Here is a 25,033-nt window from a genome sequence, read left to right as displayed (position 1 = left end):
ACCAATCGGTAAGTGCTGCAACGGAGGAATCGAGCCCGGTAATGTTTCCAATTTACTTTTATGGGGAATATCTTGACTAAAATCAGGCATCGCACGCAGCAAAGCATCCGTGTAGGGATGATGCGGCGTGGTAAGTATTTGCTCACGGTTACCTGATTCAACCGATTGGCCGCAATACATCACGGTAATACGATCCGCCCACTGTGTTACTAAGGTTAAGTCGTGACTGATCAGCAAAATGGTGGTGTTAGAAAGCTGATTGGTGCGACTGAGTAACCGGAAAATCTGCGATTGAGTGATAGGATCGAGGTCGTTAGTTGGCTCATCAGCGATCAACAGGCGAGGGCGGTTGGCAATCGCCATCGCAATCATCACTTTCTGGCATTCCCCATCGGTGAGTTCATACGGATAGCTGTCCATCACCCGTTTATGATCTTTGATGCCCACTTTGTGCAATAAGGCAATCGAGTGCTGTTTGCGCCAGTTTAAACGTTGCCACCAGCTACCTGAAAACGAGGCAGGCGGAATGGCCTCTTCCAGCTGATGCCCGACGACCTCAGAGGGGTCTAAACAGGTCGAGGGCTCTTGAAAGATCATCGCAATGTCTTTACCGACTACATGACGACGTTCTCGTGCTGGAAGCTCAAGTAAATCGATATTACCTAATCGTAACCGGTCGGCGCTCACATGCCAGCTATCTTTGGTAACCCCACAAATGGCTTTGGCGACCAAGCTTTTTCCTGAGCCAGATTCACCCACTAAGCCGCGGATCTCGCCGTCATTGATGGTTAGGCTCATACGGTCAACCGCTTTCACCATCCCTTGCGGCGTGTCGATTTCAATGGTCAGGTGACGAATATCTAATAACGGCATTATTCTGTTCCTGCGTTGATAGCTTGGCTGACCCCTTCACCAACAAGGTTAACAACCAAAACGCTAAACGCAATGGCCATTCCCGGGAGTGTGACTGTCCAAGGCGCGGTAAAAATGAGTTCGACTGAATCGCCCAGCATCGCACCCCATTCCGGTGCGGGTGGCTGGGCGCCGAGGCCCAAAAAGCCCAATGCTGCAATATCAAGAATGGCGACGGAAATCGCTCGGGTCATTTCAGTGCTCAGCACCACCGCCATATTCGGGAAAATGGAGTGATAGAGCAGATAAAAATCGTTGGCACCATCAAGGCGCGCGGCAATGATGTAGTCTTTCTCTATCTCATTGTGTACGGCGGTATACACCGCACGAATAATACGAGGGATCAAAGAGAGCCAGACTGCAAGTAGCACCTGCATTTCTCCCACCCCTAAAAAGGCGACCACAATGATGGCAAGCAACAGCGAAGGAATCGAGAGGATGCTGTCGAGAATATGGTTCAAAAAGCTCGACTTTAGCCCCTTCGTCATGCCGGCTAGCACCCCAATGCCCACACCGACAATGCCCGCGCCAATTGCCACCATCAGTGCATAGCCAAAGGTTAAGCGTGAGCCGGCAATCAGGCGAGAAAGCATATCGCGGGTTAGATCGTCTGTGCCCAAGAAGTATTCGATTTGACCCGATTGCACCCAAGACGGCGCCATCAACAGATGACCGGTTTGATGCTGTGGGCTCCAAGGCGCTAATAAAGGAGCGAATATCGTCACCAAGATCAAGCCGACCAGGCACCAAAAACCAATCACGGCCAGCTTGTTACGACGAAATGCCGCCCACGATCGCTCGAGCTGGGTGGGAATATGCTGCTCGACATAGACATTATTTGAGGGCATACCATTCCTTCCTTACCAGAGGGTTCATAAACGCACCCACAACATCTGAAATGATATTTATCAGTAACACAAAGCCACCAATCACGAGGACACCGGCTTGAACAGACGCGTAGTCTTTTGCGATCAGGGCATCTAATAGCCAACGACCAATGCCCGGCCAGTTAAATACCGACTCCACAATGATCACGAAGGTGACCATGGTTGATACCAATAAACCAAAATTAGGAATAATGGGTGGAATGGCGTTTTTCATGCCATGACGCAACACGATCTCGGTTTTAGACAGGCCCTTAGTCGCGGCGGCTTTGATGTAATTTTGGCTCATCACATGTGCCATGGAGTTGCGCACCATTTTGATGATTTCCGTGGTGGGCACCACCGCTAGCGTCAGCGTGGGCAAGGCGAGATGGCGCATGATGTCAGTGGCGACTTTGCCCTGAAGCGGTAAATCCGACAGCCATAAATCCACCAACGCAAAACCGGTAATATGAGGGATCTCATACAACAGGTTATAGCGCCCAGAAACAGGAAACCACTGTAAGTCGAGCGAAAACAGCATGATAAACAAAATAGCCAGCCAGAAGGTGGGAATTGAGAAAACCACCACCGCGAGCGATGAGATCAGCTTATCTGTTGGCCCTTGACTGCGCAGGCCCGCTAAGGTGCCGAGCGGCACGCCAACCACAAAGCTTATCACCAATGCGGCAAAGCATAGCTCCAAAGTAGCTGGGGCGACATGCGCGAGGGTGACCATTACCGGCTCGCCGTTAGCGGCCATGCCTAAATGTCCCTCCACTAATTGGCGTAGGTAATATAACCAGCCAACCCAGTAATCAAAGCCATGCCACACTGAGTCAGGCGCCAACAGCATAATGTTGTAGCCAACCAAGGTGAGGATCACCAAGGTGATTAGGAACAGGTTGAGGCGTCGTAAGGTATAAATCAGCATTAGCGCCCCCGAGATACGTCAGCAAAGCTGTCGGTGCCAAACGGCGTCATGGTTAAGCCTTTTAGGCTCGCGTCACGCACTTGATGTTGAATGCCATGCGCCAAAGGCACGACGGGCATACGACGATTTAAAATGGTTTGTGCTTCGATATACAAGGCTTTGCGCGCCTCGGTATCTTCCGTCGCAATCGCTTCATTGAGTTTTTGATCAAAGTAGCGGTTGCACCAGTTTGACATATTCCAGCCAGTAAACTTTGCATTGCATGTCAGTAGTGGACGTAAAAAGGTGTCCGGATCGCCATTGTCTGCCACCCAGCCGGTCAGCACCATGTCATGCGCATCATCGCCTTCGCGAATAGCCACACGGTTGACTGTTTTCTCCGGAATAATATTGACGCGAATACCAATCGCCCCTAAATCGGCTTGAATCAGCTCCGCCGTTTTTCGCGGGCTCGGGTTAAAAGCGGTGGGTTTCATTGGCACGGTCAAATCAACGCTAAAACCTTGGCGATAGCCCGCTTTAGCAAGGAGTGCGGCGGCCAATTTCGGGTTGTATTCGGTTTGACTGTTGGGATCGTAAGCCCACGACATGGGCGGCAGCAAACTGGTAGCCGGAGCGCCAGTGCCGTAATACACCGAGCTGAGTAGGGCATTGCGATCAATGGCAAGGTTAATCGCTTGACGCACTTCCACTTCAGACAAGGCTGGATGGCGCGTATTCAAGGAGATAAAGGCGACGTTCATGCCGGTTTGAGATGACAAATGAAAACGCTTGTCATCGACGACCACAGGCAATTGACTAGCAACCGGCGAGGCGAGCACATCGCACTCACCAGTCAGCATTTTTGCTAAGGTGCCTGTGCCACGCGTTGAGACGTCAAATACCACTTGCTCCATGGGTGCTGGGCCCTGCCAATACTGCCAATGGCGACGCAAGCGAATAAACTCGCGTGGTTGAAACTCTGCCAGTGCAAATGGGCCAGTACCGACCGGATAGGTATCTAGCTTTTCTGGGGTGCCAGCAGTAAGAAGTTGATCCGCATACTCTTTCGAGAGGATCACCGAAAAGTTGGTTGCCAAAGTGGATAAAAAAGACACATCAGGGCGTGAGAGCGTAAATTGAACTTGATAAGTATCCAAGGCTTTTACGTCTGTTAATAACCCCGAGAAGTCCATGCTATCAAACCAAGGGTACTGGCCACCGGAGACAGGATGGTAAGGATGATTGTTGTCGATGAGACGGCGAAATGAAAAGACCACATCATCAGCGTTGAGGTAGCGTGACGGCGTAAACTGCACACTGCGATGAAACGCAACGCCCCGTCGCAGAGAGAACGTGTAGGTTTTACCGTCCTCGCTGACTTCCCAGCTTTTCGCCAACATGGGTTCGGGCTGATACGTCTTAGGGTTTAGACGCAAAAGGCGATCGTAAAGCTGGCTCGATAAGGTATCGGCCGTGAGGCCGCCGTCGGTCAATTGAGGGTTAAACGTGGTGGGCTGGCCCGGGCCACAAAAAACAAAGCCACGATTGTCGGCCGCACGTTGGTCCGTGGAGGCATCACAGCCTGCGAGGATCAAGCCGCTGACCCCAAGGATCAAAAATTGGATGAAAACGCGCATAAACCAAGTGAAATCAGCTATCAAAGTAAACCCCGTAATCTACCACCGAAACGGCCTTACCACCAAGCAAAGTAAGGGCAATGTCGCGTATCATTTTCCCAGTGATGTACGTATTGGCTTACATCATTGTTCGTTGTTGCCCACATTGTGTTTCCGTAACAGCCCCCTGAGTTGATGGTAGCTGAGGCCGAGTAACTGCGCGGCGTTTCTTTGATGATATTTGGCCTGTGTCATCGCCGCCATCAGCATGGCCTTTTCCATCTCGGTTTGCCACTCCCGCAAATCTACCGGTAACGCAGGGAGCGTCCCGCCTTGATTGTCGGCCGCCGAATTGGTCTGAAGTGGTGATGTTATCTCGGCTTGCCAAGGTGGCGTGAACGGGTCCAGACACAGTGATTCAACCGGCGTATCGGGATCATTGTGGCGATATAAGGCGCGCTCTACACTGTTTTTAAGCTCGCGTACATTACCAGGCCAAGGGTGGGCAAGTAGTTGCGCTTGGGCTTGGGCAGAAAAACCGGCGAAGTAGCTATAGCCTAACTCAACCGCCATTTTTAGAGCAAAATGCTCGGCGAGTAATAAGATATCTTGTCGCCGCTCACGCAGTGGCGGCAAATGGACCACATCAAATGCGAGGCGGTCTAACAGATCAGGCCGGAAGTCCCCACGGGTAGCCATCGCGGGAAGATCTTCATTGGTGGCACAAATCAAGCGCACGTCCGCCTGCTTGGGCTGAGATCCTCCCACACGCTCATATTCGCCATACTCAATCACGCGAAGGAGCTTTTCTTGCACGCCCAAGGGGGCGGTGCCGACTTCATCTAAAAATAAGGTGCCACCTTCGGCCCGCTCAAAGCGACCCGCATGACGCCCTTTGGCGCTAGTGAAGGCTCCCGCTTCGTGACCAAACAGCTCAGAATCGATCAGGCCTTCACTTAATGCGGCGCAATTTAAACTGACGAGGGGCTGAGACCAGCGGTGTGATAAGTAGTGCAAGCGTTGAGCAATCAGCTCCTTGCCAGTCCCGCGTTCGCCAAGGATCAGCACGGGACGATTTAATGGCGCGAGCCGCGAGACGTGGTCCAACACGGCTAAAAAGCGATCGGATTCTCCGATTAAATTGTCTTGTTCACGCATGGCGATTTTTACCAAATAGTGGTTTTGTTCATCATGGCGCGTTTGATGGCAGGATGCAATAAATTTTAAGTATCTGAAATATAAGGATTAAAAAGTTGGCACGTTAGTTGATTATACATTGGCTAGCAAACTATGGCTGAGCGATGGCGCTCAGACGRATCAGGCACAATGAGCATGTAATCTACTGCTTGGGTGCATTATTAAGGAGTCTATGATGGGTATTTTTTCTCGTTTCGCCGACATCGTAAATGCTAACGTCAATTCGCTGTTAGATAAGGCAGAGGATCCACAAAAAATGATCCGTCTTATTATTCAAGAGATGGAAGACACGCTGGTCGAAGTACGCACATCGTCCGCGAAAGCGCTCGCGGATAAAAAAGAAGTGGCGCGTAAGATTGAAAACGTCAATCGCCAGCTCCAAGAATGGCAAGATAAAGCCTCCTTGGCGCTGCAAAAAGATCGGGAAGATTTGGCGCGCGCGGCATTAATCGAAAAACAAAAAGCGCATGATATCAAAGTCGCGCTGGAAGAAGAGTTAAGCTTAATCGAAGAAAGTGTCGATAAGCTGAGTGGTGAAATTGCTGCCCTTGAGACCAAACTGACGGATACCCGCGCGCGTCAGCAGTCACTGGCTATTCGACGTGAAACCGCCGGAAATCGTCGTGACGTGCGTCGCCACTTAGGAAGCGGCCGTGCTGATGAGGCAATGGCAAAGTTTGAACAATATGAGCGTCGTATTGACGAACTAGAAGCGGAAGCAGACAGCTATCAAATGGGCAAAGGCAAGCGACTCGAAGATGAGTTTGCCGATCTGCAAGCTCAAGATGAAATTGAAAAAGAGTTGGCTGCATTAAAAGCCAAAATGAACGATAAGCAATAACGACCACGATAGGAGCGAACATGTCATCATTCTTTTTAGGCATACCACTGGCGATTTTCTTGCTATTTGTCGCCCCGTTGTGGCTGATGCTGCACTATCGTAGTAAGCGTCAAATTGGGCAAGGCTTGAGTGGACAAGATTATGAAACGCTGCAATCACTCGCGCAGCGCGCTGAAAAGCTGCAGACCCGTGTCGATAACCTCGAGCGTTTGCTCGATGCTGAAGCACCCCAATGGAGGCAACGCGCATGAGTCAAACCCTGTATCGTGACCCAGAAAATGGACGCATTGGCGGTGTGTGCGCTGGCATTGCCAATTACTTTGGCATGGAAACCTGGTTGGTACGTATCTTGACGGTTTCTGCGTTTCTGATTGGTTTTGGCTTTTTTGTGATTGTCGCGTATATCGCTGCGATGTTGATCCTCGATAAAAAGCCGATCCAGCCTGATGCACAACCCGATGCGACACCGCAGCCTGAACATCAGGTGAAACAAAAGGCGTGGCAATCGGGAAAGCCGGCGAGCCAACTGATTGCGGATCTCGATCGCGAGTTTAACGCGATGGAAGCAAAAGTTGGCCAGATGGAAGCTTATGTCACCTCCTCGGCATTCAATGTCGACCAAGCCTTTAAAAAGCTGTAAAGCGTTTATGGCCTAACAGCTACACAGAACCTATTCACGCTGTCCCATCGAATTTCTCTCGGGGCAGCGTGGTCATGAAGGAGTCAATCTAACCGATGCCATCAGTGAAAAGGCGCGTAAAGCAGTGGGTGAGCCGCGGGGCTGACCGCCATGTGCGTCTCGCCGTAACCGGTTTATCTCGCGCGGGTAAAACCGCGTTTATTACCTCACTCATTAATCAGCTGACCCATTTAGGCACCCAGCCAAATTTGCCGTTACTGCAACTGGTGCAGCAAGGGCGCGCGCTAGGCGCACGTCGTGAGCCWCACCCTCACATGCATCTTCCCGCGTTTGATTATGAAAACGCCATGCATGCCCTGCAAATGACACCGCCGACGTGGCCCTCGCCAACGCGAGATGTGAGTGAGGTGAGAGTGGCCGTGCGCTATCGCCCTCAATCTGCCGCCATGCGCGCGTTGAATGACATGGCTACCTTGTATGTCGATATTGTCGATTATCCGGGCGAATGGTTGTTGGACTTACCCTTACTGAGCCAAAGTTACCCCCAATGGTCGCAAAAGCAGACCAGCATGTTGACGGGGAAACGCGCGGAACTTGCCAAGGCGTGGCAAGCGAAAGCGGCTCAACTGGACCCGCTTGCGCCGGCAGATGAAAAACAATTGGCAGAGGTCGCGGCAAGCTTTACTGAGTTTTTGCATGCTTGCAAAGCGCATGGTGGCCTACATTGGGTTCAGCCGGGACGGTTCGTGTTACCCGGTGAATTAGCCGGCGCGCCGGTCGTGCAGTTCTTCCCTTGGATGGGTGCATTAACTGACGAGATCAAAGCCAAAGCGGACAAGCACACCAACTATGGCTTACTCAAGGCACGTTATGACTATTATTGTGAGCACGTGGTCGCTCAGTTCTACCGCGAGCATTTCGCTAAGATCGATCGTCAAGTGATCTTGGTCGATACGTTGCAGCCGCTCAATGTTGGGCCGGATGCCTTTCACGATATGCGTTTGGCSGTTGAGCAATTAATGCAGAGCTTTAAATATGGTAAATCTGGATTGCTCAAACGGCTGTTCTCCCCGCGGATCGATAAAGTCTTGTTTGCGGCAACCAAAGCCGATCACGTTACGCCCGAACAACATCCGAATATGGTCAGCTTACTGCAACAAATTGTCCACCAAGCATGGCAACAAGCGGCTTTCGAAGGCATAGAGATGCGCTGCCAAAGTGTCGCATCCGTGGCGGCAACGACGCCCGGTTTCGTTGATGTCAAAGGCACCCAACACGCTGCACTGAAAGGCGAATTGGACGACGGCTCGGGGGTGACACTGTATCCGGGCGATGTGCCAAGCCAGCTTCCCGATGCGGATTTTTGGCAACATCAAGGCTTTGATTTTCCATCATTTAGGCCGCCTCGTGTGCCGTTGGATGCGCCGTTGCCACATATCCGCATGGACAAAGCGCTCGACTATTTGCTCGGCGATAAATTTCGATAAGAGAGGATGAGATGACGCAATATAAACCCAAGCAGACGTTTACTCATCATGGCGATAATGATGAGGCGAGTGCCTTTCATGATGTGAAACACCGTGCTGAATTTGATGCACAGGCTGACTTTTTGCCTGAAGCCACGTCGACACTCGAATCGGATCTGGAAACGACGCTGACTCCTACGCGTAGGCGTCGCCGTGTGTGGCCTTTTTTGGTGTTACTCGGCGTGCTCTTGGCGGTTGTGCAATCCGGTGTGAGTGTGTACCAATCGTGGCAGTCGCAAGATTGGCTGAGTTTAGCGTGGCAAAGCTTGTTGGTGGCGGTGGCCGCGACTGGGCTTGCGGTGCTGGGCCGTGAGTGGCGAGCCATGCGTAAGTTAGTGCAGCGCGAACAAACCCGCCAATATGCCGAGCAATTACTGGCTTCTGAGTCGGTTGGGCAGGGAGAGACCTTTTGTCGGACGCTGGCTGAGCGCACACAGCAAACCCATACTGCAGGGTTTGCCCACTGGCAAAGCCAAATCTCGGCCACGCATAACGATGGCGAGGTGTTGGCCCTGTATGAGCAAAATGTGTTAACCGACCAAGATAAAGCCGCGCGGTTATTAGTGACCAAATACGCGCAAGAAGCGGCACTTATGGTGGCGGTCAGCCCACTTGCGATTGCCGATATGTTGCTGGTGGCCTGGCGCAACTTGCACCTAATGACTCGGATTGCGCAGATTTACGGTATTCAATTAGGCGTCAAAGCACGCTTCACTTTGCTAAAAATGGTGCTAACTAATATGGCTTTGGCAGGCGCCAGTGAGGCGATGACCGATGTGGGATTTGATGTCCTGTCGGTGAATATGGCCGGTCGCGTGTCAGGACGCGTAGCGCAAGGCTTGGGAATAGGACTGCTGACGGCACGCTTGGGTCTTAAAACCATGACCTTGATGCGTCCGCTGCCTTGGCATGGCCAGCCCGCTCCGAGTTTGTCACAACTTCGTCGCGAGTTAGTTAAACGGCTTTTGGGCAAAGCTGAACGCTCAGCGTCGTAATGGGTCGCCCTTGGCCGCGAACTCGTCGCGACGCCAAGGGCTCTAAAGGCTTTAAGATCTGTTAGGTAATTCAACTTTATAATCAAAAATTTACCTAAACGGGTGATGTGCTACAAACGTGATATCAGGTGGCAAAAATCGCATCAGGGCTTGACTGTTTCCGCCAACCCGCTCAAACTCCGCTTCAGTGTCAACTTATCCTGACAGCTAATTCGGCTCCGACAGATAAACTGTTTGACCTCTTACCTAACTGACTGATGAGTGCCGTGTTTTTAACCCACTCATCCAACGATGTGACGAGCCGGTATTGGGTATCACTGTCAAGTTACAGGAATCCATTATGAGACTGAAAGTCTGTTGTGAAGACAGAATCGGGCTAACGCGCGAACTACTCGATATTTTGGTACGACGTGAAATTGACCTGCGTGGTATCGAGATCGACCAAGTCGGCATTATCTACCTCAATTGCCCTGAAATTGAATTCGAAGCCTTTAGCCAACTGATGTCTGAAATCCGTTTGATTTCAGGCGTGACCGATGTGCGTAAAATCCAGTTTCTGCCTGCCGAACGCGAGCACCGTGAACTGCGCGCTCTGCTCGAAAGTCTGACTGATCCTGTGTTCTCGATTAACCTCGATGGTTATATCGATATGGCCAATAAAGCGGCACTGGATTTGATTAGCTCAAGCGAGCATCAATTAGTGGGCGAGCACGCCAACAGTGTGTTCCCTGATTTTCAATTTTCTCACTGGTTAGAAAAAGAAGAAGCAAGCCAAAGTTGCCGCATGGTTGTGATGGCCGGGCTCGACTTTCTGATGGAAGTGATGCCGGTTCACATTAACGATGAGAGTGATCAGCCCGTGCTGGTCAGCGCCGTTGTCCAGCTCAAGCAAGTGGCAATGAACAATACGCCACAAACCGTGTTCCGTACCCCTAGCGATCACGGTTTTGAGCATTTGGTAGGCCAATCTAACAAGTTTAAACAGCTGATTAGTCAAGCGAAAAAGCTTGCCATGCTCGACGCGCCATTATTAATCCAAGGTGAAACGGGCACCGGTAAAGAGATGATCGCTCGAGCCTGTCATCGCCATTCGCTGCGTGCGGACAAGCCGTTCTTATTGGTCAACTGTGTGTCTATGCCGGATAACGCCGCCGAAACCGAATTATTTGGTATGGCGGCGGCGGAAAATGGCGGTACAGCCAAAAAAGGGATCTTTGAGCAAGCCGATGGCGGGACAGTTTTCTTGTATGAAGTCGGCGAAATGAGCCGTCATCTGCAAGTGAAATTATTGCGCTTCATGCAAGATGGCACCTTCCGTCGCGTTGGCGAAGAGCGTGAAATGCACGTTGATGTGCGCGTGATTTGCTCGACACAAAAGAATCTGCCTGAACTGGTCGCGGCGCAGCAATTCCGTGAAGACTTGTTCTATCGGCTTAATGTCTTGTCGTTGACCGTGCCTCCTTTGCGCGAGCGTACCGCGGACGTCATGCCTTTGGCTGAACTATTTATCAAACAGTTTGCCGCCGATTTAGGCCAATCTAAGCCACGGATTGATAGCGCGCTGGCTGATTATCTGACCCATTATGCGTGGCCGGGTAATATTCGTCAGCTCCGCAATATTTTGCTTCATGCCATGACCCAAATTGACGCAGAAGTGATGACGATCGACGACGTTCAGTTACCAGAGATCGAAAATACCCAATTCATCAGTGAAGAGTCATTGGATGGTTCGCTGGATGAAATCATGAAGCGATATGAATCGGGGATCTTAAATAATCTCTATCGGAGTTATCCGTCGACCCGAAAACTTGCCAAGCGCTTGGACGTGTCGCATACCGCGATCGCGAATAAGCTGCGTGATTACGGGATTGGCAAAAAGTAGTTAGCCCGACGCGAACTAAGCGGGCCCCTCTAGGGGCTCGCCTTGCTCAAGAGCTAACAAGGCATGCTTGAGCTCAGCGCCATAACGGTAATCACCCACTTGGTGATCCTCGTTAAGGACACGATGGCAAGGAATGATGATGGGAATCGGATTCATGTTGCAGGCCATCGATACAGCACTGAGCATATGTGGCTCGCCCAGTGCAGCGGCCAATTCTCGGTAGGTGCAGGTATCACCATAGGATATCTGCTGTATTTGCTGCCACAAACGACATTGAAACGGGCTGCCTTCCGGGCACAAGGGCAGTGAAAATTCAGCCCGTTGCCCTGAGAGGTACTCGAACAGCTGCGTTTTGTAGCGGTGGAGTGCTCTTGGGTCATGTTGCCACTCACGGCTGGGCTCAAAGGGGTGATACACCGACAAGGTCAGCTGTCTTAGTCCGTGTTCGTCCGCTAATAAGCTGATTTGCCCTAGCGGTGTTGTCATGCAGTCAAAAAACATAATCGTTCGGAACCACAGAATGTCTGATCCCAGTATAAGCCGTTTCCCGCGTATCATTGTCGATGATTTACGGATTGATGCGATCTGTCACGAAGACGTGACGCGTATTGTTCAATACTTCCAACGTAATCGCACTTTCTTGACCCCGTGGGAGCCGACACGCACCGATGGTTTTTATACCGAGCAGGGCTGGAAACGCCGCGTATTGCAATTGATGGAGCTGCAAAAACACCAGCTGGCTTATTACTTTTTAATCGCGAAGCCAACGTCACCACAGGTGTTAGGCGTGATTTCCTACACCAGCATGATGCAGTATCCGTCTTACTCATGCACGGTGGGTTACTCATTAGATGAGCTCGCTCAAGGGCAGGGAATTATGCGGCGCGCGTTATCAGCCACCAACCAATGGCTGTTTGATAACGTGAATATGCATCGCGTCTGCGCCTCTTATATGCCGAAAAATGAAAAAAGCGCCAAGGTGTTAGAAGCGGTTGGATTTGAGCGTGAAGGGCGTGCGCGCGATTACTTGCTGATTAACGGACACTGGGAAGATCATATCTTAATGGCCCACATTAATCCGCGTTGGCAGCCACCTCGTCCTGAGAGCACGCAAAACGCGACCTCTCTTGGCTAACGGTTGGTGAAGAAAAAGGGCGCCGCAGCGCCCTTGGTCATGTCTGATAGCCTTGATTATTTCACGGTCAGAACACGCATCGTATTGGTTGAGCCGATCACTTCCATTTGGTCACCTTGGGTCATAATGACCTGATCCCCTTCATCCAAGAAGCCACCTTCTTTGAGGGTTTGCAGTGCGCGCTCAGCAACTTGCAGGCCAGCTCCGCTATCACTATCAAAGTAAACCGGTGTGACCCCCCGATACAGCGCGGCACGGTTGAGTGTGTGCTCGTGACGTGAGAGCGCGAAGATAGGTTTACCTGACGAAATACGCGACATCATCAAGGCGGTTCGGCCCGACTCGGTCAACGAGACCATGGCTTTCACCCCTTTCATATGGTTCGCCGCATACATGGTCGCCATCGAAACCGTTTCTTCTTGGCTATCAAATTGACGATCCAGACGGTGATTCGACACATTGACGGACGGCATTTTTTCCGCCCCCATACAGACTTCGGCCATTGATCGAACGGTTTCTACGGGGTATTGCCCCGCAGCGGTTTCCGCAGAAAGCATGACGGCATCTGTTCCGTCGAGGACGGCGTTCGCCACATCCATCACTTCCGCACGCGTTGGCATTGGCGCCGAAATCATCGACTCCATCATCTGAGTTGCTGTGATCACCAAACGGTTCATGCTACGGGCGCGGCGAATCAATTGCTTTTGGACCCCCACCAATTCAGGGTCGCCAATTTCAACACCTAAATCGCCACGTGCCACCATCACCACATCTGATGCTTCGATGATGTCATCAATGCTTGCTTCGCTTGCCACGGTTTCAGCACGCTCAACTTTGGCGACCAATCGCGCCTCAAGACCTGCGTCGCGAGCCAAGGTACGCGCGTAATTCATATCTTGACCGTTGCGCGGGAACGAAATGGCTAAGTAGTCCACGCCAATTTTGGCGGCGGTATGAATGTCTTGTTTATCTTTTTCAGTCAGTGCCGGCGCCGATAGACCGCCACCTTTTTTATTGATGCCCTTGTTGTTCGACAGCTTGCCACCGACCGTCACTTCGGTATGCACTTTCGCGCCGTCTACCGCCAACACTTTGAGTTGAACTCGGCCGTCATCAAGCAACAGGATATCGCCATTGGTCACATCCTGAGGAAGCGCTTTATAGTCGAGGCCGACTGCATCYTGATCACCCATACCCGGTGATAAATCACCGTCTAGGGTAAATTTATCACCAACGGCCAGTTGGATTGCTCCGTCTTTAAAGGTCGATACACGGATTTTCGGCCCTTGTAGGTCGCCTAAAATACCGACATGACGACCCAATTTGGCCGCAATGGCACGGACCTGTTCGGCACGCTTAATATGATCTTCTGCGCTGCCGTGAGAAAAGTTGAGGCGAACCACGTTTGCGCCTGCCTTAATCACCGCTTCTAACACATCATCTTTATCAGTGGCAGGGCCGAGTGTTGTAACTATCTTGGTTCTTCTCAGTTTTGCAGACATGTTTAACTCCTGTTTTCATTGGGCTACGCCCAGACCACGCATAGACCTGGATAGTGAGGTGCAACAGCAAAAACATCATGAAGCTCAACGTGCAACCAAGCACATTGCATCCAGTGTAGCGCAGGGAAAGCGTCGATCGTGTGACACAAAAAAGGAGTGCCGTGGGCACTCCTGCGTATTAAGTCAACGACTCTTTGTGAAAGCGTGAATCGCGAATCGCGTCTTTCACACGTTTCAAGTTTTCTCTAAACCCGGGACCGCGGCGAAGCGTGAAGCCAGTCGCGAGCACATCAATGACGGTCATTTGCACGACGCGACTCGCCATGGGCATATAGACGTCGGTATCTTCCGGGACATCAAGCTGAATGGTGTGTGAACACACTTTATCCAGTGGTGAGTCACGCTGGGTGATGCCGATAACCGTCGCGCCATTTTCGCGCGCTAAGTTCGCCACATCCACCAAGCTTTTGGTGCGGCCAGTGTGCGAGRTCACCACCACGACATCCCCATCGTTACAGTTAATACAGCTCATACGCTGCATTACGATGTCGTTGAAGCAAACAATGGGGATGTTAAAGCGGAAAAATTTGTTTTGTGCGTCATGCGCAACCGACGCCGATGCACCAAGGCCAAAAAAGGCGATCTTTTTGGCTTGGGTCAGTAAATCCACCGCGCGATTAATTTGGTGGGTATCGATACTGTTTTTCGCGACATCCAAGCAGGCCATGGTGGATTCAAAAATTTTAGCGGTATAAGCGTCAGCACCATCGTTTTCTTCTACGTTACGATTGACGTAGGGTGTCCCGTTCGCGAGGCTTTGCGCAAGGTGCAATTTAAAATCAGGAAAACCCTTGGTGTCGAGTCGGCGACAGAAGCGGTTCACGGTTGGCTCACTCACATCCGCCATCTTAGCCAGTGTGGCAATACTAGAGTGGATCGCTGTTTGTGGTGAGGCAACAATCACCTCAGCAACTTTTCTTTCAGATTTGCTGAAGTTTTCGAGATTTTTTTGTATTTTTTCCAGAGTATTCATTCGAGTTACCGCTTAAGTTCGTGACCAGAATGTAAAACAATCGTGACGTTATCCACGATCCAAATTCGATGTTAACTACGTATATCAACACGGTTTTTGACTACCGTTTCGTGGCATTTAGTCTATCTTCTCGCGCCTGCTAATGACATTATTATGACCATTCGAGCATGAAAACTTTGTCGCCATTCACGCTTTTGGTTATTTCCTTTCAGGATCACGGAATATATTTACAGCGTGAAATAAATAATAGACCAGAATAGGCGAAATAAAGGCGTTGTTATCCATTACATTGAAAAATAATTACGTAACAAAAGGAGTGACTGTGACGGGTTTTAAAATAGGTATTTGTGGCTGTGGTTGGTTAGGCACGTCCTTGGCCAAACAGTTACTGGCTGCGGGCCATCAAGTTGTAGGGACAAAGCGTGATGCGGCTGATGCACGGGCGCTCAGCGAGACGCTTGGGTGCGACGTGGTGCCGTTTGATGTGATGAAACCCGATTACACCTCCGCGGCATCCTTACTTGGCTGCGATATGGTCGTAATCAACATTGCTGCCGGACGGCGGAATGCAGACTTCAATGCCTATCAAGGGGCTATGACCGCATTTATCGACACATTGCTTGCCGCTGAGGTTAAGCATGTCCTCTTTATTAGCACCACCTCAGTGTATGGTGATTTGAAAGGGCAGGTGACAGAACAATCGACGCCGGCACCACAGACTGCATCTGGACAGGCACACCACGGGATTGAAGCGCACCTTCGTGCCCATTATGGCGATACCGCTACCGTGCTGCGTCTGGCTGGATTGATTGGTGGAGACCGTCATCCGTCGAAAACATTGGCAGGGCGGAGCGACTTGGCGGGTGCCAATGAGCCAGTCAATTTAGTGCACCGAGCGGATGTAATCAGCACCATTACTGCCATTATTCATCAGCAACAATGGGGACACACCTTTCACCTGTGTGCAGAGCTTCATCCTCCCAAAGCGACGTATTATCCGTGGGCCGCACGGGAAATGGGCCTAACGCCGCCGCAATTTACCGTCAGTGCGGGTGATGGAAAATGGATTGATGCCTCACAGACGTTAAAGGCCCTTGGCTTGACGTTGCGATATGGCTCGCCCTACCAAATGATTGCCAATGGTGCTGTTAGCCCTGATTAAACACGGTGAGCGAAGATAAGTGCGCCCAAGATAAATAAGCCCAAGATAAATAAGCAAAGGTCAAAAGCGGTTAGCGCCGCTAAAAAAAGAAAAGCCCACACAAGGTGGGCAAAAAATAAAGGTAGAGACAAACAAACTCTAAAGTGAGTAGAAAAAGCAGCAGCAGGTCGGRAAGAAAGAGAAATCWTGCGCCCTCAATCGCTGAGGGAGATAAGGCATTTCTTACCGATGCACCCATTAGGACTGGGCGAAATTGAAGAAGTTCCTTAGGTTGAGAAAAAGTGGCAATTATTTATTAATACGCGATTAGTTTGTGATTTTTCTCACAAAAAAGCGTGCATTAGAGGAGGTGAATGGCAATAGTTCTTTTGTCTCGTCCCGACTTAGCGTGGCGAGTCAGCATGTTGATGCGGCGCTGATTGAGTGCACGCACATAAAAAAGCCCACAAGCAACGAGCGAGTGGGCGTAGAAGAAAAGTCTTCTAGAAAAAGCAGTGGCACAGAGTGTGACCGCCAGTATTGCGAAAGGGTTCCCAATTTTGCACAAAAAGTCGCCTTTTTCTCCTCGTTGTATATTGACGTTGCTCTTTTGCCCCCAACATTCAGTGTCATAGCGAGAGCTAGCAGCAGAAATCATCGTCCTATTTTTTACCAACCACCATACGCTATCGACTTGTGCCCTTGTTCTAGCCGGTTTCGAGTGGCTCCTCTTTGCCACGGTAAGTCGCCCAAATACATGGCCGAGTGTCGCTTGGAACAGTGCCTACCACGCGTCTAGCTCATAACACCGATGAACCTATCGCGCTCGATATTCAGGAATGTGATGTTACTCATGTGATGATGGCGTGTTTCTATCTTGTTAAAACTGACATTGCGTTATAAAGTTAAACAAGCGTTTAATACAGGTGAATGAAAATGGCAGGACGAGGCGAAACCAAAGCAAAAATTCTGGATGCCGCGGAGCAACTCTTCGCCGAGCATGGGTTCAAGGAAACCTCACTTCGAACGATTACCGGCAAAGCAGGCGTTAATCTCGCGTCGGTGAACTACCATTTTGGGGATAAAAAATCACTGGTTCGGGCGGTATTAAGCCGTTATCTCGAGGCCTTTATGCCCGCACTCGGAGAGCAACTGCAAGCGCTGCTTAGTGAGCCCCATTGCACGATGGAACAAGTGTTTGCCTGTGTAAAACAACCTGTGCTTGCCCTTGATAAGTATCGCCCGCATGGCGCCGCGACATTTATGCAGCTGATTGGACGTGGTTATAGTGATGTGCAAGGCCACCTGCGTTGGTTTATTACCACCCGCTATGAGCATGTGCTCTCATTGTTCAATCAAGCGGTCCGCAAAGCCAATCCAGACCTTACGTCAGAGGCGGTTTTTTGGCACTTACATTTCACCTTGGGCGCGGCGATTTTCACTATGGCGTCGAGTGAGGCATTGCGCGACATCGCCGAAAACGATTTTGGACGCACGTTAGATTCAGAAGCGATCGTTGACCGACTTATTCCGTATCTAGCTGCAGGGATGAACGCCAAACCAAGACAAGCGTCGCAAGATAACATCGTGGCATTTGCCGCAGAGTAACGCACGATTACCTTTGGGCTGATGGCGAAAAAATAAGCGCAAGGGACAGTCAAACAGCGATGGTATTTAAGCCGTGCATCGCGCTGTTGTAACAACCCGTAAGCGGCACCCTAAGTGCCAAGTGAAAACCCGTTCTGGTCGCACAATAACACCAAAAAGAGTGCAACCATGATCAACAAAAGGACCTGAATCATGAGCTCTCAAACGTCAATGCGTCGATCACTGATTAGTGATAAAGCGTTTTCTTTCTTCAAAAAGGTACTGCCGCCGCTATCAGCGACCGAGCGTGAGGCGATGGAAGCCGGTAGCGTATGGTGGGACGGCGAGTTGTTCTCCGGCTCGCCAGATTGGCAAACCCTACACCAGTACGGCAAGCCATCGCTAACCGCAGACGAGCAAGCCTTTATCGATAACCAGCTGGAAACGCTGCTGGCGATGCTCGACGACTTTAAAATCGTTCAAGAGCAAAAAGACCTGCCGGAAGAAGTGTGGGAATACCTCAAAAAAGAGCGCTTCTTTTCACTGATTATCCCCAAAGAATACGGCGGTCTCGCGTTCTCGGCACTTGCCAACTCGACCATTGTATCGCGCATTGCCACTCGTAGTTTAAGTGCCGCAGTGACCGTGATGGTGCCAAACTCCTTGGGGCCGGGTGAACTACTGACTCACTATGGTACCCAAGAGCAGCGTGACTATTGGTTGCCTCGCTTAGCGGATGGCCGTGAAGTGCCATGTTTTGGCCTGACAGGCCCAGAAGCCGGCTCGGATGCGGGAAGCATTCCTGACCGTGGCGTGGTGTGCATGGGCGAATACGAGGGCAAAGAAGTGCTGGGTATTCGCTTAAGCTGGAACAAGCGTTACATTACTCTCGCGCCGGTGGCCACTGTGGTTGGTCTGGCATTTAAACTGGACGACCCTGACGGCATGCTCGGCGAGAAAAAAGAGCTCGGGATCACCTGTGCGCTGGTGCCTGCGGATCATCCCGGCGTTGAAATTGGTGATCGCCATAACCCGCTCAACATGGCGTTTATGAATGGTACTACCAAGGGCGAAGATGTCTTTATCCCTATCGATTGGGTGATCGGGGGCAAAGATTATGTCGGCCGCGGCTGGCGGATGCTGGTGGAATGCTTATCAGCAGGGCGCGGTATCTCCTTACCGGCGTTGGGTACGGCAGTGGGCCATTTGGCTAGCCGAACCACGGGTGCATACAGCTATGTGCGTAAACAGTTCGGGATGCATATTGGTCGCTTTGAAGGAGTAGCCGAAGCATTAGGACGGATGGGCGGATTGACCTATTTGCTCGAATCGACCCGCACGTTGACCACCACGGCGCTCGACAAAGGTGAGAAGCCTGCAATTATTACCGCGATCTCGAAATACCACATGACAGAGCTGGCGCGCACCATCTTAAACGATGCCATGGATATCCATGCTGGGCGTGCAATCCAGTTGGGGCCACTTAACTATATTGGTCATCACTACTTTGGGATTCCGGTCGCGATCACGGTAGAAGGTGCCAACATTTTGACCCGTAACCTGATGATCTTTGGTCAAGGGGCGACTCGCTGTCATCCATACGTACTCAAAGAAATGGAAGCGGCGGCGAACCCTGACCAAGAAGCGGGTGCGCAAGCGTTCGATAAATTGCTGTTCAAACATATCGGTCACGCGAGTAAAAACAGTGTGTTGGGCTTAGTTAACGCGCTAACCGGCTCCCTGACCAATCGCGCGCCAGTGAGTGGCGAAACGGCAAAATACTACCGTCATCTGACACGAATGAGCCGAGCACTGGCCGTGACCACCGATGTTGCCATGTTGGCCCTCGGCGGTGAGCTGAAACGCCGTGAAATGCTCTCAGCCCGTTTGGGTGATGTGTTAAGTCATCTTTATATGGCTTCTGCAGTACTGAAGCGCTTTGAAGATGAAGGACGTCCGCGTGCTGATTTGCCAATGGTGCACTATGCGCTGCAATACTGTTTAGCTCAGTGTGCAAAAGCCTTTGATGGCGCATTTAACAACTTCCCACGTAACGGTGTGGGTCGCAGCTTACGTGTACTTCTCTTCCCGTTGGGCATGCACTACAAAATGCCATCGGACAAATTGCTCAACCAAATTGCCGAGCAACTGATGACACCAAGTGCGGACCGCGATCGCTGGACACACATTTGCTATGTGGGTGACAAGCCTGAAGATCCTGTTGCCGTGATGGAGCGTGCCTTTGTAGCTATGTGGGAATCACGCGATACCGACAAGGCGTTGATCAAAGCCGCAAAAGCGAAACAAATCGACGGGAAAGCCAGCTTGGCTGATCGCTCACAGCAGGCCGTGGATCAAAACATCATTACCGCGCAAGCACGAGAGAAACTGCTTGAGGCTGATGCACTACGTGCATATGCCGTGCAAGTTGATGATTTTAAAGCGGAGTGGTTTGCCTCTAGCCAGCTAGAAGGTGGTGCGATTAAAAAGCCGAACCCAAACAAAGCGGCGTAACTGCAAAGAAAACCGCACCATGAGAACAAAAAGCGCTTGCTTCGGCAGGCGCTTTTTTATGAGACAGCGACTTACCATGATCGCACCAACCAGTGTGATTAATGTCACACAAATGGTGCAAGTCTGCTCTTTTTTACTTATTATGGTCCTTTGCAGTGTCGTGATGGCAAGACGCCAACATCGATCAAGCGTATCGAACTAAAGAGGTAAGTCACTGTGAGTAAAACCCATCAACCACGAGATACAGACGCGAGCTCAACCCCAACACGCCCTAAATTTGGCTTAACCGGTAACATTGCGTTTAACTGGGGCCAACACATTTTCTCGAATGCGTGGGAGCAAAGTGGCAATAAAGAAAACGCGCAAGACAATGATAAATTCATCTCGCCGAATCCTTATGCCTCTTGGTTTATGTATTGGCCGCTTAACCGCCGTCGTTAAGGGCGCGTCTTTGCGCCATTTCGGTGGCGCTGATCGCGATCTCGTCCACTAATCTTGTCTGCAACACCTCCAACCACTGGATATTTTCGTCATTTTTCCGCAAAAGGGGATGCATAGGTCGGCGTTAGTAATTATCCTTAGCCTCAATTTTGTGAGGGACGTTGAATATGATCATCAAACCTAAAATTCGCGGATTTATCTGTACGACCACCCATCCGATCGGCTGTGAAGCCAATGTAAAAGAACAAATTGACTACACCAAAGCGCAAGGCCCGATTGCCAATGCGCCTAAGCGTGTCTTGGTGGTAGGGGCATCCAGCGGTTATGGCTTGTCCTCACGCATTGCGGCAGCTTTCGGTGGCGGTGCGGCAACCATTGGTGTGTTCTTTGAAAAACCAGGCACCGAGAAAAAGCCTGGCACCGCTGGCTGGTACAACTCTGCCGCATTCGACAAGTTTGCCAAGCAAGAAGGCCTGTATTCCAAGAGCCTGAACGGCGATGCGTTCTCGCATGAAGCTAAGCAAAAAACCATTGATTTGATCAAACAAGATTTGGGTCAAATCGATATGGTTGTGTATTCGCTGGCCTCGCCAGTGCGCAAGCTACCTGACAGCGGCGAGCTGGTGCGCTCATCACTCAAACCAATCGGTGAGACCTATACCTCAACCGCCGTTGACACCAACAAAGATGAAATCATTGAAGCCAGTGTCGAGCCGGCTACCGAGCAAGAAATTCAAGATACCGTCACCGTGATGGGCGGTGAAGACTGGGAGCTTTGGATTAACGCGCTGAACGACGCTGGTGTATTGGCCGAAGGCTGCAAAACCGTGGCGTACAGCTATATCGGTACCGAGCTCACTTGGCCTATCTATTGGGAAGGTGCGCTGGGTAAAGCGAAAATGGACCTCGATCGCGCTGCAAAAGCGCTGAACGATACGCTCTCGACAAAAGGTGGTAGTGCCAACGTCGCCGTATTGAAAAGCGTGGTCACTCAAGCGAGCTCGGCTATTCCAGTTATGCCGCTTTATATCGCCATGGTATTCAAAAAAATGCGTCAAGAGGGCGTCCATGAAGGTTGCATGGAGCAAATCCATCGCATGTTCACCCAACGCCTCTATAAAGACGATAACAGCGCCCCAGAGGTAGACAGCGAAAACCGTCTGCGTTTAGATGACTGGGAACTGCGTGACGATATTCAGCAGCACTGCCGTGACTTGTGGCCACAGATCACCACTGATAACCTCAGTGAGCTGACTGACTACAAAGAATACAAAGCTGAATTCCTAAAACTGTTTGGTTTTGGTGTTGAAGGCGTAGACTACGAGGCAGACATCAGCCCCGTGGTTGAATTTGATGTCGAAAACATCTAAAACGGTTTAAAAAACACACCAAAGAGGCCAGCCTAACGCTGGCCTCTTTTTTATTGGCTGAAAGCTGACCAAACGCACCGCTAATATTGGTTTTTTACTTTACAAGCCAACAGGAAACCCATATTATACGCCGCGTTCCGGAGGGATGGCTGAGCGGTTGAAAGCACCGGTCTTGAAAACCGGCAAGGGTTAATAGCCCTTCTAGGGTTCAAATCCCTATCCCTCCGCCACATACCGAAAAGCCGCTGAGAAATCAGCGGCTTTTTTCGTTTTCTGCCCCGCAATCATGCAAATCCTGACATTGCCAACATTTTAGACGCCTCTGTCTAAACACCTTCCTCATGCTCTGGTAATCTACGTTCCTTAAATATCTCCCTCACATGGTCTTTTGGATGCCGCCAACCGAAGGGCGGTAGCGTGGACGTTAAAGCAAATCCATTGGGCCTTTTGTACCGCACGATTTAAGGCTTTACGCAATCTTACCTAGCGGCTGGTTTAAAAACTGGTTGTAAAGAAAGGCTAATGCATTGAGAGCTACCTTTTGTGTGTTCGGTGAAACTTGCTGCGCATTCGCCAAATAAGACAGAAACGTTTTTACATCCTTGTCACTAAGCTCTGTAGGATGCTGCTTATGATGGAAAAGGATAAATCGACGCACCCAGTACAAGTAACTTTTCTCGGTTTTGATCGCATAGCCTCGTCGCCTAATCTCATGCTGAAGGCTTGCCATAAAAGGACTTTTGGTCATGATCTTTTTCCTCCATCTAAGACTGTATATTCATACAGCCTATCGGTAAGGAAAGCCAAATAGTGTGCACACTTTTTCGAGACACATTCACATTATCGCCGAAAGACAAAATATTAGTTAAATATAATCAATGAGTTAAAAATTCGCCTTTGAGGATAGTGTGAACGCCTTGTCCGGGATAGGCGGCATGCACACTTTCGCAGACAAGGTGATTGCTTCAAGCGTTAAAAATGTGTTTAATCATAAGTAGTTAGATGAAAAAAGGCGCGTATAACGGTTTTGGAAAATCGAGCGCGCGCACTAATACAATGTTATGCGGTAAGGAATTCATGAGCATCATTCAGGAAGTCAAAGATTCATGGGGTTGGGTCGGAATCGAACCGCTCTCAATTGTGGGCGAAAACGATTTCGGCAATCTTATGATTGAAGATGCGGATGGTAAGTATTGGCGCCTTAGTCCAGAGGATGTCTATTGCGAGGTAGTGGCTAACGATCGCGACGAATTGGATCGATTGTCTCAAGACCAGGATTTTTTAGAAGATTGGTATATGCAGGCGTTGGTTGAGCAAGCAAAAGAAAGCTTGGGTGAACTTTCAGAGGGCCGAAAGTATTGTCTCGTCATTCCCGGTGCGCTGGGAGGGGAATACGGCATTTCGAACATCAAAACTGCCCCCCTTGTCGAACTTGTTCGGTTCTCAGGTGATCTCGCAAAACAGATTAAAGACCTTCCTGATGGTGCAGAAATTCAACTCAGGGTGGTTGATTGATTCCGCATAACAAGCGGCAGCACGGCGACCGCTTTTCCGCCGCTTCGCGGCTCCAAACCGGYGCATGTGCCGGGCGTTAGTTGCTGGGTGAAAAATTAGGTTGTTGGAGATAATCAAGTTGGTTCAAATATACGGCGCTGAAGAGACCAAAGCGTTCTGCTGTAATTGCAAAAAGGTGACGTTTCATAAGTATGAAAGCTTCTCTAAATCTGGTGAAGACACGGGAAAAGAAGTTAAGGGTTTCTTTTCTAGCTTATTTGCAGCAATAGCGAGTGCGTTAATGGAAGGTGAGCCTTCAGGTGATTACAAGTGCAAAGTCTGCGGTACAAACTTACATACACCAGACTACCTAGATTAAGGTTGTAGATCTCGGCAGGTGGTAAGTTTCACAACTAACAATAAAATTTAAGGGTGATTCACAACGCTCGGCGCTTTCACTTCATGCAAGTTTAGTGTTTATGACACAATGCTTTAGGTAGGTGGTTAGCGTTGTTCACACCTTAATTTGGCGTTCTACGTCAACCACGAATAAAGTTGAGAGTAAACATGGAATTCGATAAAGAAAAATACAAAGTATGGAAGCTGCCGCACCCAATACTGCTCCATTGGATTATCAACCCTGGACTTGCATTCAATGAGTTAATTCTTGGGCAGAGAATACCTAAGGTAACTCTAATAGATAAAACTAGCGATGCTCCATTAATGGAGAGGCAGTACGTTCCGTGCCCTGAATGTGGTGCGTTAAATGTTGGTAGGCTCTGGTCTAAAAGCAATTCATTTGGGCACTGGTTTGGCTATGTATGCCCAGAGTGTCACGGGAAAATACCGTGCCTTTGGAATATCACCAGTCTTATATTGCTTACCTTAACGTTCCCAATCTGGATTTGGTTCAAAATATTCGGTGAGGCAAGATGGCTTGAGAAAGAAAAAGATCGCTTTGCCGAAGTTATGTCAAGTGAACYTCCAGAAGCCAAGAAGACTAACTGGCTTAAAATGGGTATAACCTATGGAATCTTAATGTTTTTCATCATGGTGCTACCAAAAATATTCCAAAATCAGTTAACCCCTAGCGCAATCGCCATTCAGGCAGTCATTTGGCTAGGTGGCGGTTTGGTATTTGGTCTAGCAATGAAGCTATTTCTAGGCAGCAGAAAGTGAAGCGTAGAACAAACGCGTCAATCAGGACGCTCGCAAGCTCGCGCCTATTACGCGGGCGCTGGCGGATCCCCTCATAATTGACCGAGCCCCATCGTATGCGTTAGCCGTTGATATTCCCTGATGGCCCACTGATATTGGGTTAGCTTAATCAGGTATCGCCGATGGTTTCTGACCTCGCGACCAAGACGAGGTATCGAGAGCACGCGACGATGCTTGATGGTGTTGGCTTGAAAGTGATAATGCCAACCT

Annotated in this window: 24 protein-coding genes, 1 tRNA gene and 1 pseudogene; 16 read left to right on the top strand and 10 right to left on the bottom strand. The window is 50.2% G+C overall.

The genetic code is table 11. The features are described 5' to 3' along the window. From BZG83_RS10615 to pspF, 5 genes are all read right to left on the bottom strand, one after another. A partial coding sequence (locus BZG83_RS10615; RefSeq protein ID WP_077480440.1) for a peptide ABC transporter ATP-binding protein occupies window positions 1-873 on the bottom strand: 873 nt, incomplete at its 3' end. Continuing rightward, on the bottom strand, window positions 873-1,760 hold the full coding sequence (gene sapC, locus BZG83_RS10610; protein ID WP_069588887.1) for a putrescine export ABC transporter permease SapC: 888 nt from the start codon (window positions 1,758-1,760) through the stop codon (window positions 873-875). The genes sapC and BZG83_RS10615, both read right to left, overlap by 1 nt. Further along, complete coding sequence (locus BZG83_RS10605; protein WP_077480439.1) at window positions 1,747-2,709, bottom strand: ABC transporter permease; 963 nt, start codon at window positions 2,707-2,709, stop codon at window positions 1,747-1,749. The genes sapC and BZG83_RS10605 overlap by 14 nt, the downstream gene beginning before the upstream one ends. Beyond that, window positions 2,709-4,328, bottom strand: coding sequence for an ABC transporter substrate-binding protein SapA (sapA, locus tag BZG83_RS10600; protein WP_077480438.1), 1,620 nt, complete (start codon window positions 4,326-4,328; stop codon window positions 2,709-2,711). The genes BZG83_RS10605 and sapA overlap by 1 nt, the downstream gene beginning before the upstream one ends. Window positions 4,329-4,451: 123 nt before the next feature. Continuing rightward, a complete protein-coding gene (pspF, locus tag BZG83_RS10595; RefSeq protein ID WP_077480437.1) occupies window positions 4,452-5,465 on the bottom strand; it encodes a phage shock protein operon transcriptional activator in 1,014 nt (337 codons plus the stop codon). A gap of 214 nt (window positions 5,466-5,679) precedes the next feature. Here pspF and pspA point away from each other — a divergent pair, with 214 nt between their 5' ends. From pspA to tyrR, 6 genes are all read left to right on the top strand, one after another. Further along, entirely contained in the window at window positions 5,680-6,345 is a 666-nt protein-coding gene (pspA, locus tag BZG83_RS10590) for a phage shock protein PspA (RefSeq protein WP_069588891.1), read from the top strand. A gap of 20 nt (window positions 6,346-6,365) precedes the next feature. Beyond that, entirely contained in the window at window positions 6,366-6,596 is a 231-nt protein-coding gene (gene pspB / locus BZG83_RS10585) for an envelope stress response membrane protein PspB (RefSeq protein ID WP_069588893.1), read from the top strand. Continuing rightward, a complete protein-coding gene (pspC, locus tag BZG83_RS10580; RefSeq protein ID WP_077480436.1) occupies window positions 6,593-6,985 on the top strand; it encodes an envelope stress response membrane protein PspC in 393 nt (130 codons plus the stop codon). Before pspB ends, pspC begins: the two co-directional genes overlap by 4 nt. A gap of 95 nt (window positions 6,986-7,080) precedes the next feature. Beyond that, complete coding sequence (locus BZG83_RS10575) at window positions 7,081-8,472, top strand: YcjX family protein (protein ID WP_077480435.1); 1,392 nt, start codon at window positions 7,081-7,083, stop codon at window positions 8,470-8,472. Window positions 8,473-8,483: 11 nt separating this feature from the next. Beyond that, complete coding sequence (locus BZG83_RS10570) at window positions 8,484-9,506, top strand: YcjF family protein (RefSeq protein WP_077480434.1); 1,023 nt, start codon at window positions 8,484-8,486, stop codon at window positions 9,504-9,506. 340 nt (window positions 9,507-9,846) lie between these two features. Next, entirely contained in the window at window positions 9,847-11,388 is a 1,542-nt protein-coding gene (gene tyrR, locus BZG83_RS10565; protein ID WP_077480433.1) for a transcriptional regulator TyrR, read from the top strand. Between the two features lie 15 nt (window positions 11,389-11,403). Here the strand turns inward: tyrR and BZG83_RS10560 are convergent, their stop codons facing one another. Continuing rightward, a complete protein-coding gene (locus BZG83_RS10560) occupies window positions 11,404-11,874 on the bottom strand; it encodes a methylated-DNA--[protein]-cysteine S-methyltransferase (RefSeq protein ID WP_241825771.1) in 471 nt (156 codons plus the stop codon). 34 nt (window positions 11,875-11,908) lie between these two features. Here BZG83_RS10560 and BZG83_RS10555 point away from each other — a divergent pair, with 34 nt between their 5' ends. Beyond that, the gene (locus tag BZG83_RS10555; RefSeq protein WP_069588905.1) at window positions 11,909-12,523 is read left to right on the top strand and encodes a GNAT family N-acetyltransferase; all 615 of its coding nucleotides are present in this window, start codon (window positions 11,909-11,911) and stop codon (window positions 12,521-12,523) included. A 56-nt stretch (window positions 12,524-12,579) separates the two neighbouring features. Here BZG83_RS10555 and pyk read toward each other — a convergent pair whose 3' ends face one another. Further along, window positions 12,580-14,025, bottom strand: a complete 1,446-nt coding sequence (pyk, locus tag BZG83_RS10550; protein WP_077480431.1) for a pyruvate kinase — start codon at window positions 14,023-14,025, stop codon at window positions 12,580-12,582. 178 nt (window positions 14,026-14,203) lie between these two features. After that, window positions 14,204-15,058, bottom strand: coding sequence for a MurR/RpiR family transcriptional regulator (locus tag BZG83_RS10545; RefSeq protein ID WP_077480430.1), 855 nt, complete (start codon window positions 15,056-15,058; stop codon window positions 14,204-14,206). Between the two features lie 322 nt (window positions 15,059-15,380). On the opposite strand from BZG83_RS10545, the gene BZG83_RS10540 reads away from it, so the two are divergent. The 6 genes from BZG83_RS10540 (at window position 15,381) to BZG83_RS10515 (ending at window position 22,341) form a co-directional block, all read left to right on the top strand. Further along, window positions 15,381-16,220, top strand: a complete 840-nt coding sequence (locus BZG83_RS10540; protein WP_158011476.1) for an SDR family oxidoreductase — start codon at window positions 15,381-15,383, stop codon at window positions 16,218-16,220. A 915-nt stretch (window positions 16,221-17,135) separates the two neighbouring features. Further along, window positions 17,136-17,807, top strand: a complete 672-nt coding sequence (locus BZG83_RS10535; protein ID WP_077480428.1) for a TetR/AcrR family transcriptional regulator — start codon at window positions 17,136-17,138, stop codon at window positions 17,805-17,807. A gap of 192 nt (window positions 17,808-17,999) precedes the next feature. Next, window positions 18,000-20,300 (top strand): acyl-CoA dehydrogenase, encoded by a 2,301-nt coding sequence (locus BZG83_RS10530; RefSeq protein ID WP_077480427.1) that lies wholly within the window; start codon window positions 18,000-18,002, stop codon window positions 20,298-20,300. Window positions 20,301-20,516: 216 nt separating this feature from the next. Continuing rightward, complete coding sequence (locus BZG83_RS10525) at window positions 20,517-20,741, top strand: hypothetical protein (protein ID WP_077480426.1); 225 nt, start codon at window positions 20,517-20,519, stop codon at window positions 20,739-20,741. Between the two features lie 167 nt (window positions 20,742-20,908). Further along, entirely contained in the window at window positions 20,909-22,111 is a 1,203-nt protein-coding gene (gene fabV / locus BZG83_RS10520) for an enoyl-ACP reductase FabV (RefSeq protein ID WP_077480425.1), read from the top strand. A gap of 139 nt (window positions 22,112-22,250) precedes the next feature. Beyond that, a tRNA-Ser gene (locus BZG83_RS10515) sits at window positions 22,251-22,341 on the top strand. Window positions 22,342-22,580: 239 nt separating this feature from the next. On the opposite strand, the gene BZG83_RS10510 is transcribed toward BZG83_RS10515, so the two are convergent. Then, entirely contained in the window at window positions 22,581-22,859 is a 279-nt protein-coding gene (locus BZG83_RS10510) for a site-specific integrase (RefSeq protein ID WP_077480424.1), read from the bottom strand. Between the two features lie 254 nt (window positions 22,860-23,113). On the opposite strand from BZG83_RS10510, the gene BZG83_RS10505 reads away from it, so the two are divergent. The 3 genes from BZG83_RS10505 to BZG83_RS10495 all read left to right on the top strand — a co-directional run bounded on the left by BZG83_RS10505 (window position 23,114) and on the right by BZG83_RS10495 (window position 24,784). Next, entirely contained in the window at window positions 23,114-23,626 is a 513-nt protein-coding gene (locus BZG83_RS10505) for a DUF1851 domain-containing protein (RefSeq protein WP_241825770.1), read from the top strand. Window positions 23,627-23,744: 118 nt separating this feature from the next. Next, window positions 23,745-23,984 carry a hypothetical protein gene (locus tag BZG83_RS17015; protein WP_077480441.1) on the top strand — a complete coding sequence of 80 codons (240 nt, stop codon included), beginning with the start codon at window positions 23,745-23,747 and terminating at the stop codon, window positions 23,982-23,984. A gap of 188 nt (window positions 23,985-24,172) precedes the next feature. Beyond that, entirely contained in the window at window positions 24,173-24,784 is a 612-nt protein-coding gene (locus tag BZG83_RS10495) for a hypothetical protein (RefSeq protein ID WP_077480422.1), read from the top strand. Window positions 24,785-24,855: 71 nt separating this feature from the next. Here BZG83_RS10495 and BZG83_RS17130 read toward each other — a convergent pair. Further along, window positions 24,856-25,033 (bottom strand): annotated as a pseudogene (locus BZG83_RS17130) (IS4 family transposase); the annotation flags it as partial.

This window comes from Salinivibrio sp. PR919, assembly GCF_001995355.1.
Lineage (GTDB): Bacteria > Pseudomonadota > Gammaproteobacteria > Enterobacterales > Vibrionaceae > Salinivibrio > Salinivibrio proteolyticus.
This window is presented reverse-complemented; position numbering and strand designations above follow the sequence as displayed.

Coding starts and splice junctions, on each gene's coding strand:
- BZG83_RS10510 (WP_077480424.1), bottom strand. CDS start 22,859: ATGACCAAAAGTCCTTTTATGGCAAGCCTTCAGCATGAGATTAGGCGA.
- sapC (WP_069588887.1), bottom strand. CDS start 1,760: ATGCCCTCAAATAATGTCTATGTCGAGCAGCATATTCCCACCCAGCTC.
- pspA (WP_069588891.1), top strand. CDS start 5,680: ATGGGTATTTTTTCTCGTTTCGCCGACATCGTAAATGCTAACGTCAAT.
- BZG83_RS10560 (WP_241825771.1), bottom strand. CDS start 11,874: ATGACAACACCGCTAGGGCAAATCAGCTTATTAGCGGACGAACACGGA.
- tyrR (WP_077480433.1), top strand. CDS start 9,847: ATGAGACTGAAAGTCTGTTGTGAAGACAGAATCGGGCTAACGCGCGAA.
- BZG83_RS10605 (WP_077480439.1), bottom strand. CDS start 2,709: ATGCTGATTTATACCTTACGACGCCTCAACCTGTTCCTAATCACCTTG.
- BZG83_RS10530 (WP_077480427.1), top strand. CDS start 18,000: ATGAGCTCTCAAACGTCAATGCGTCGATCACTGATTAGTGATAAAGCG.
- pspB (WP_069588893.1), top strand. CDS start 6,366: ATGTCATCATTCTTTTTAGGCATACCACTGGCGATTTTCTTGCTATTT.
- sapA (WP_077480438.1), bottom strand. CDS start 4,328: ATGCGCGTTTTCATCCAATTTTTGATCCTTGGGGTCAGCGGCTTGATC.
- fabV (WP_077480425.1), top strand. CDS start 20,909: ATGATCATCAAACCTAAAATTCGCGGATTTATCTGTACGACCACCCAT.
- BZG83_RS10535 (WP_077480428.1), top strand. CDS start 17,136: ATGGCAGGACGAGGCGAAACCAAAGCAAAAATTCTGGATGCCGCGGAG.
- pspF (WP_077480437.1), bottom strand. CDS start 5,465: ATGCGTGAACAAGACAATTTAATCGGAGAATCCGATCGCTTTTTAGCC.
- BZG83_RS10570 (WP_077480434.1), top strand. CDS start 8,484: ATGACGCAATATAAACCCAAGCAGACGTTTACTCATCATGGCGATAAT.
- BZG83_RS10555 (WP_069588905.1), top strand. CDS start 11,909: ATGTCTGATCCCAGTATAAGCCGTTTCCCGCGTATCATTGTCGATGAT.
- pspC (WP_077480436.1), top strand. CDS start 6,593: ATGAGTCAAACCCTGTATCGTGACCCAGAAAATGGACGCATTGGCGGT.
- BZG83_RS10505 (WP_241825770.1), top strand. CDS start 23,114: ATGAAAAAAGGCGCGTATAACGGTTTTGGAAAATCGAGCGCGCGCACT.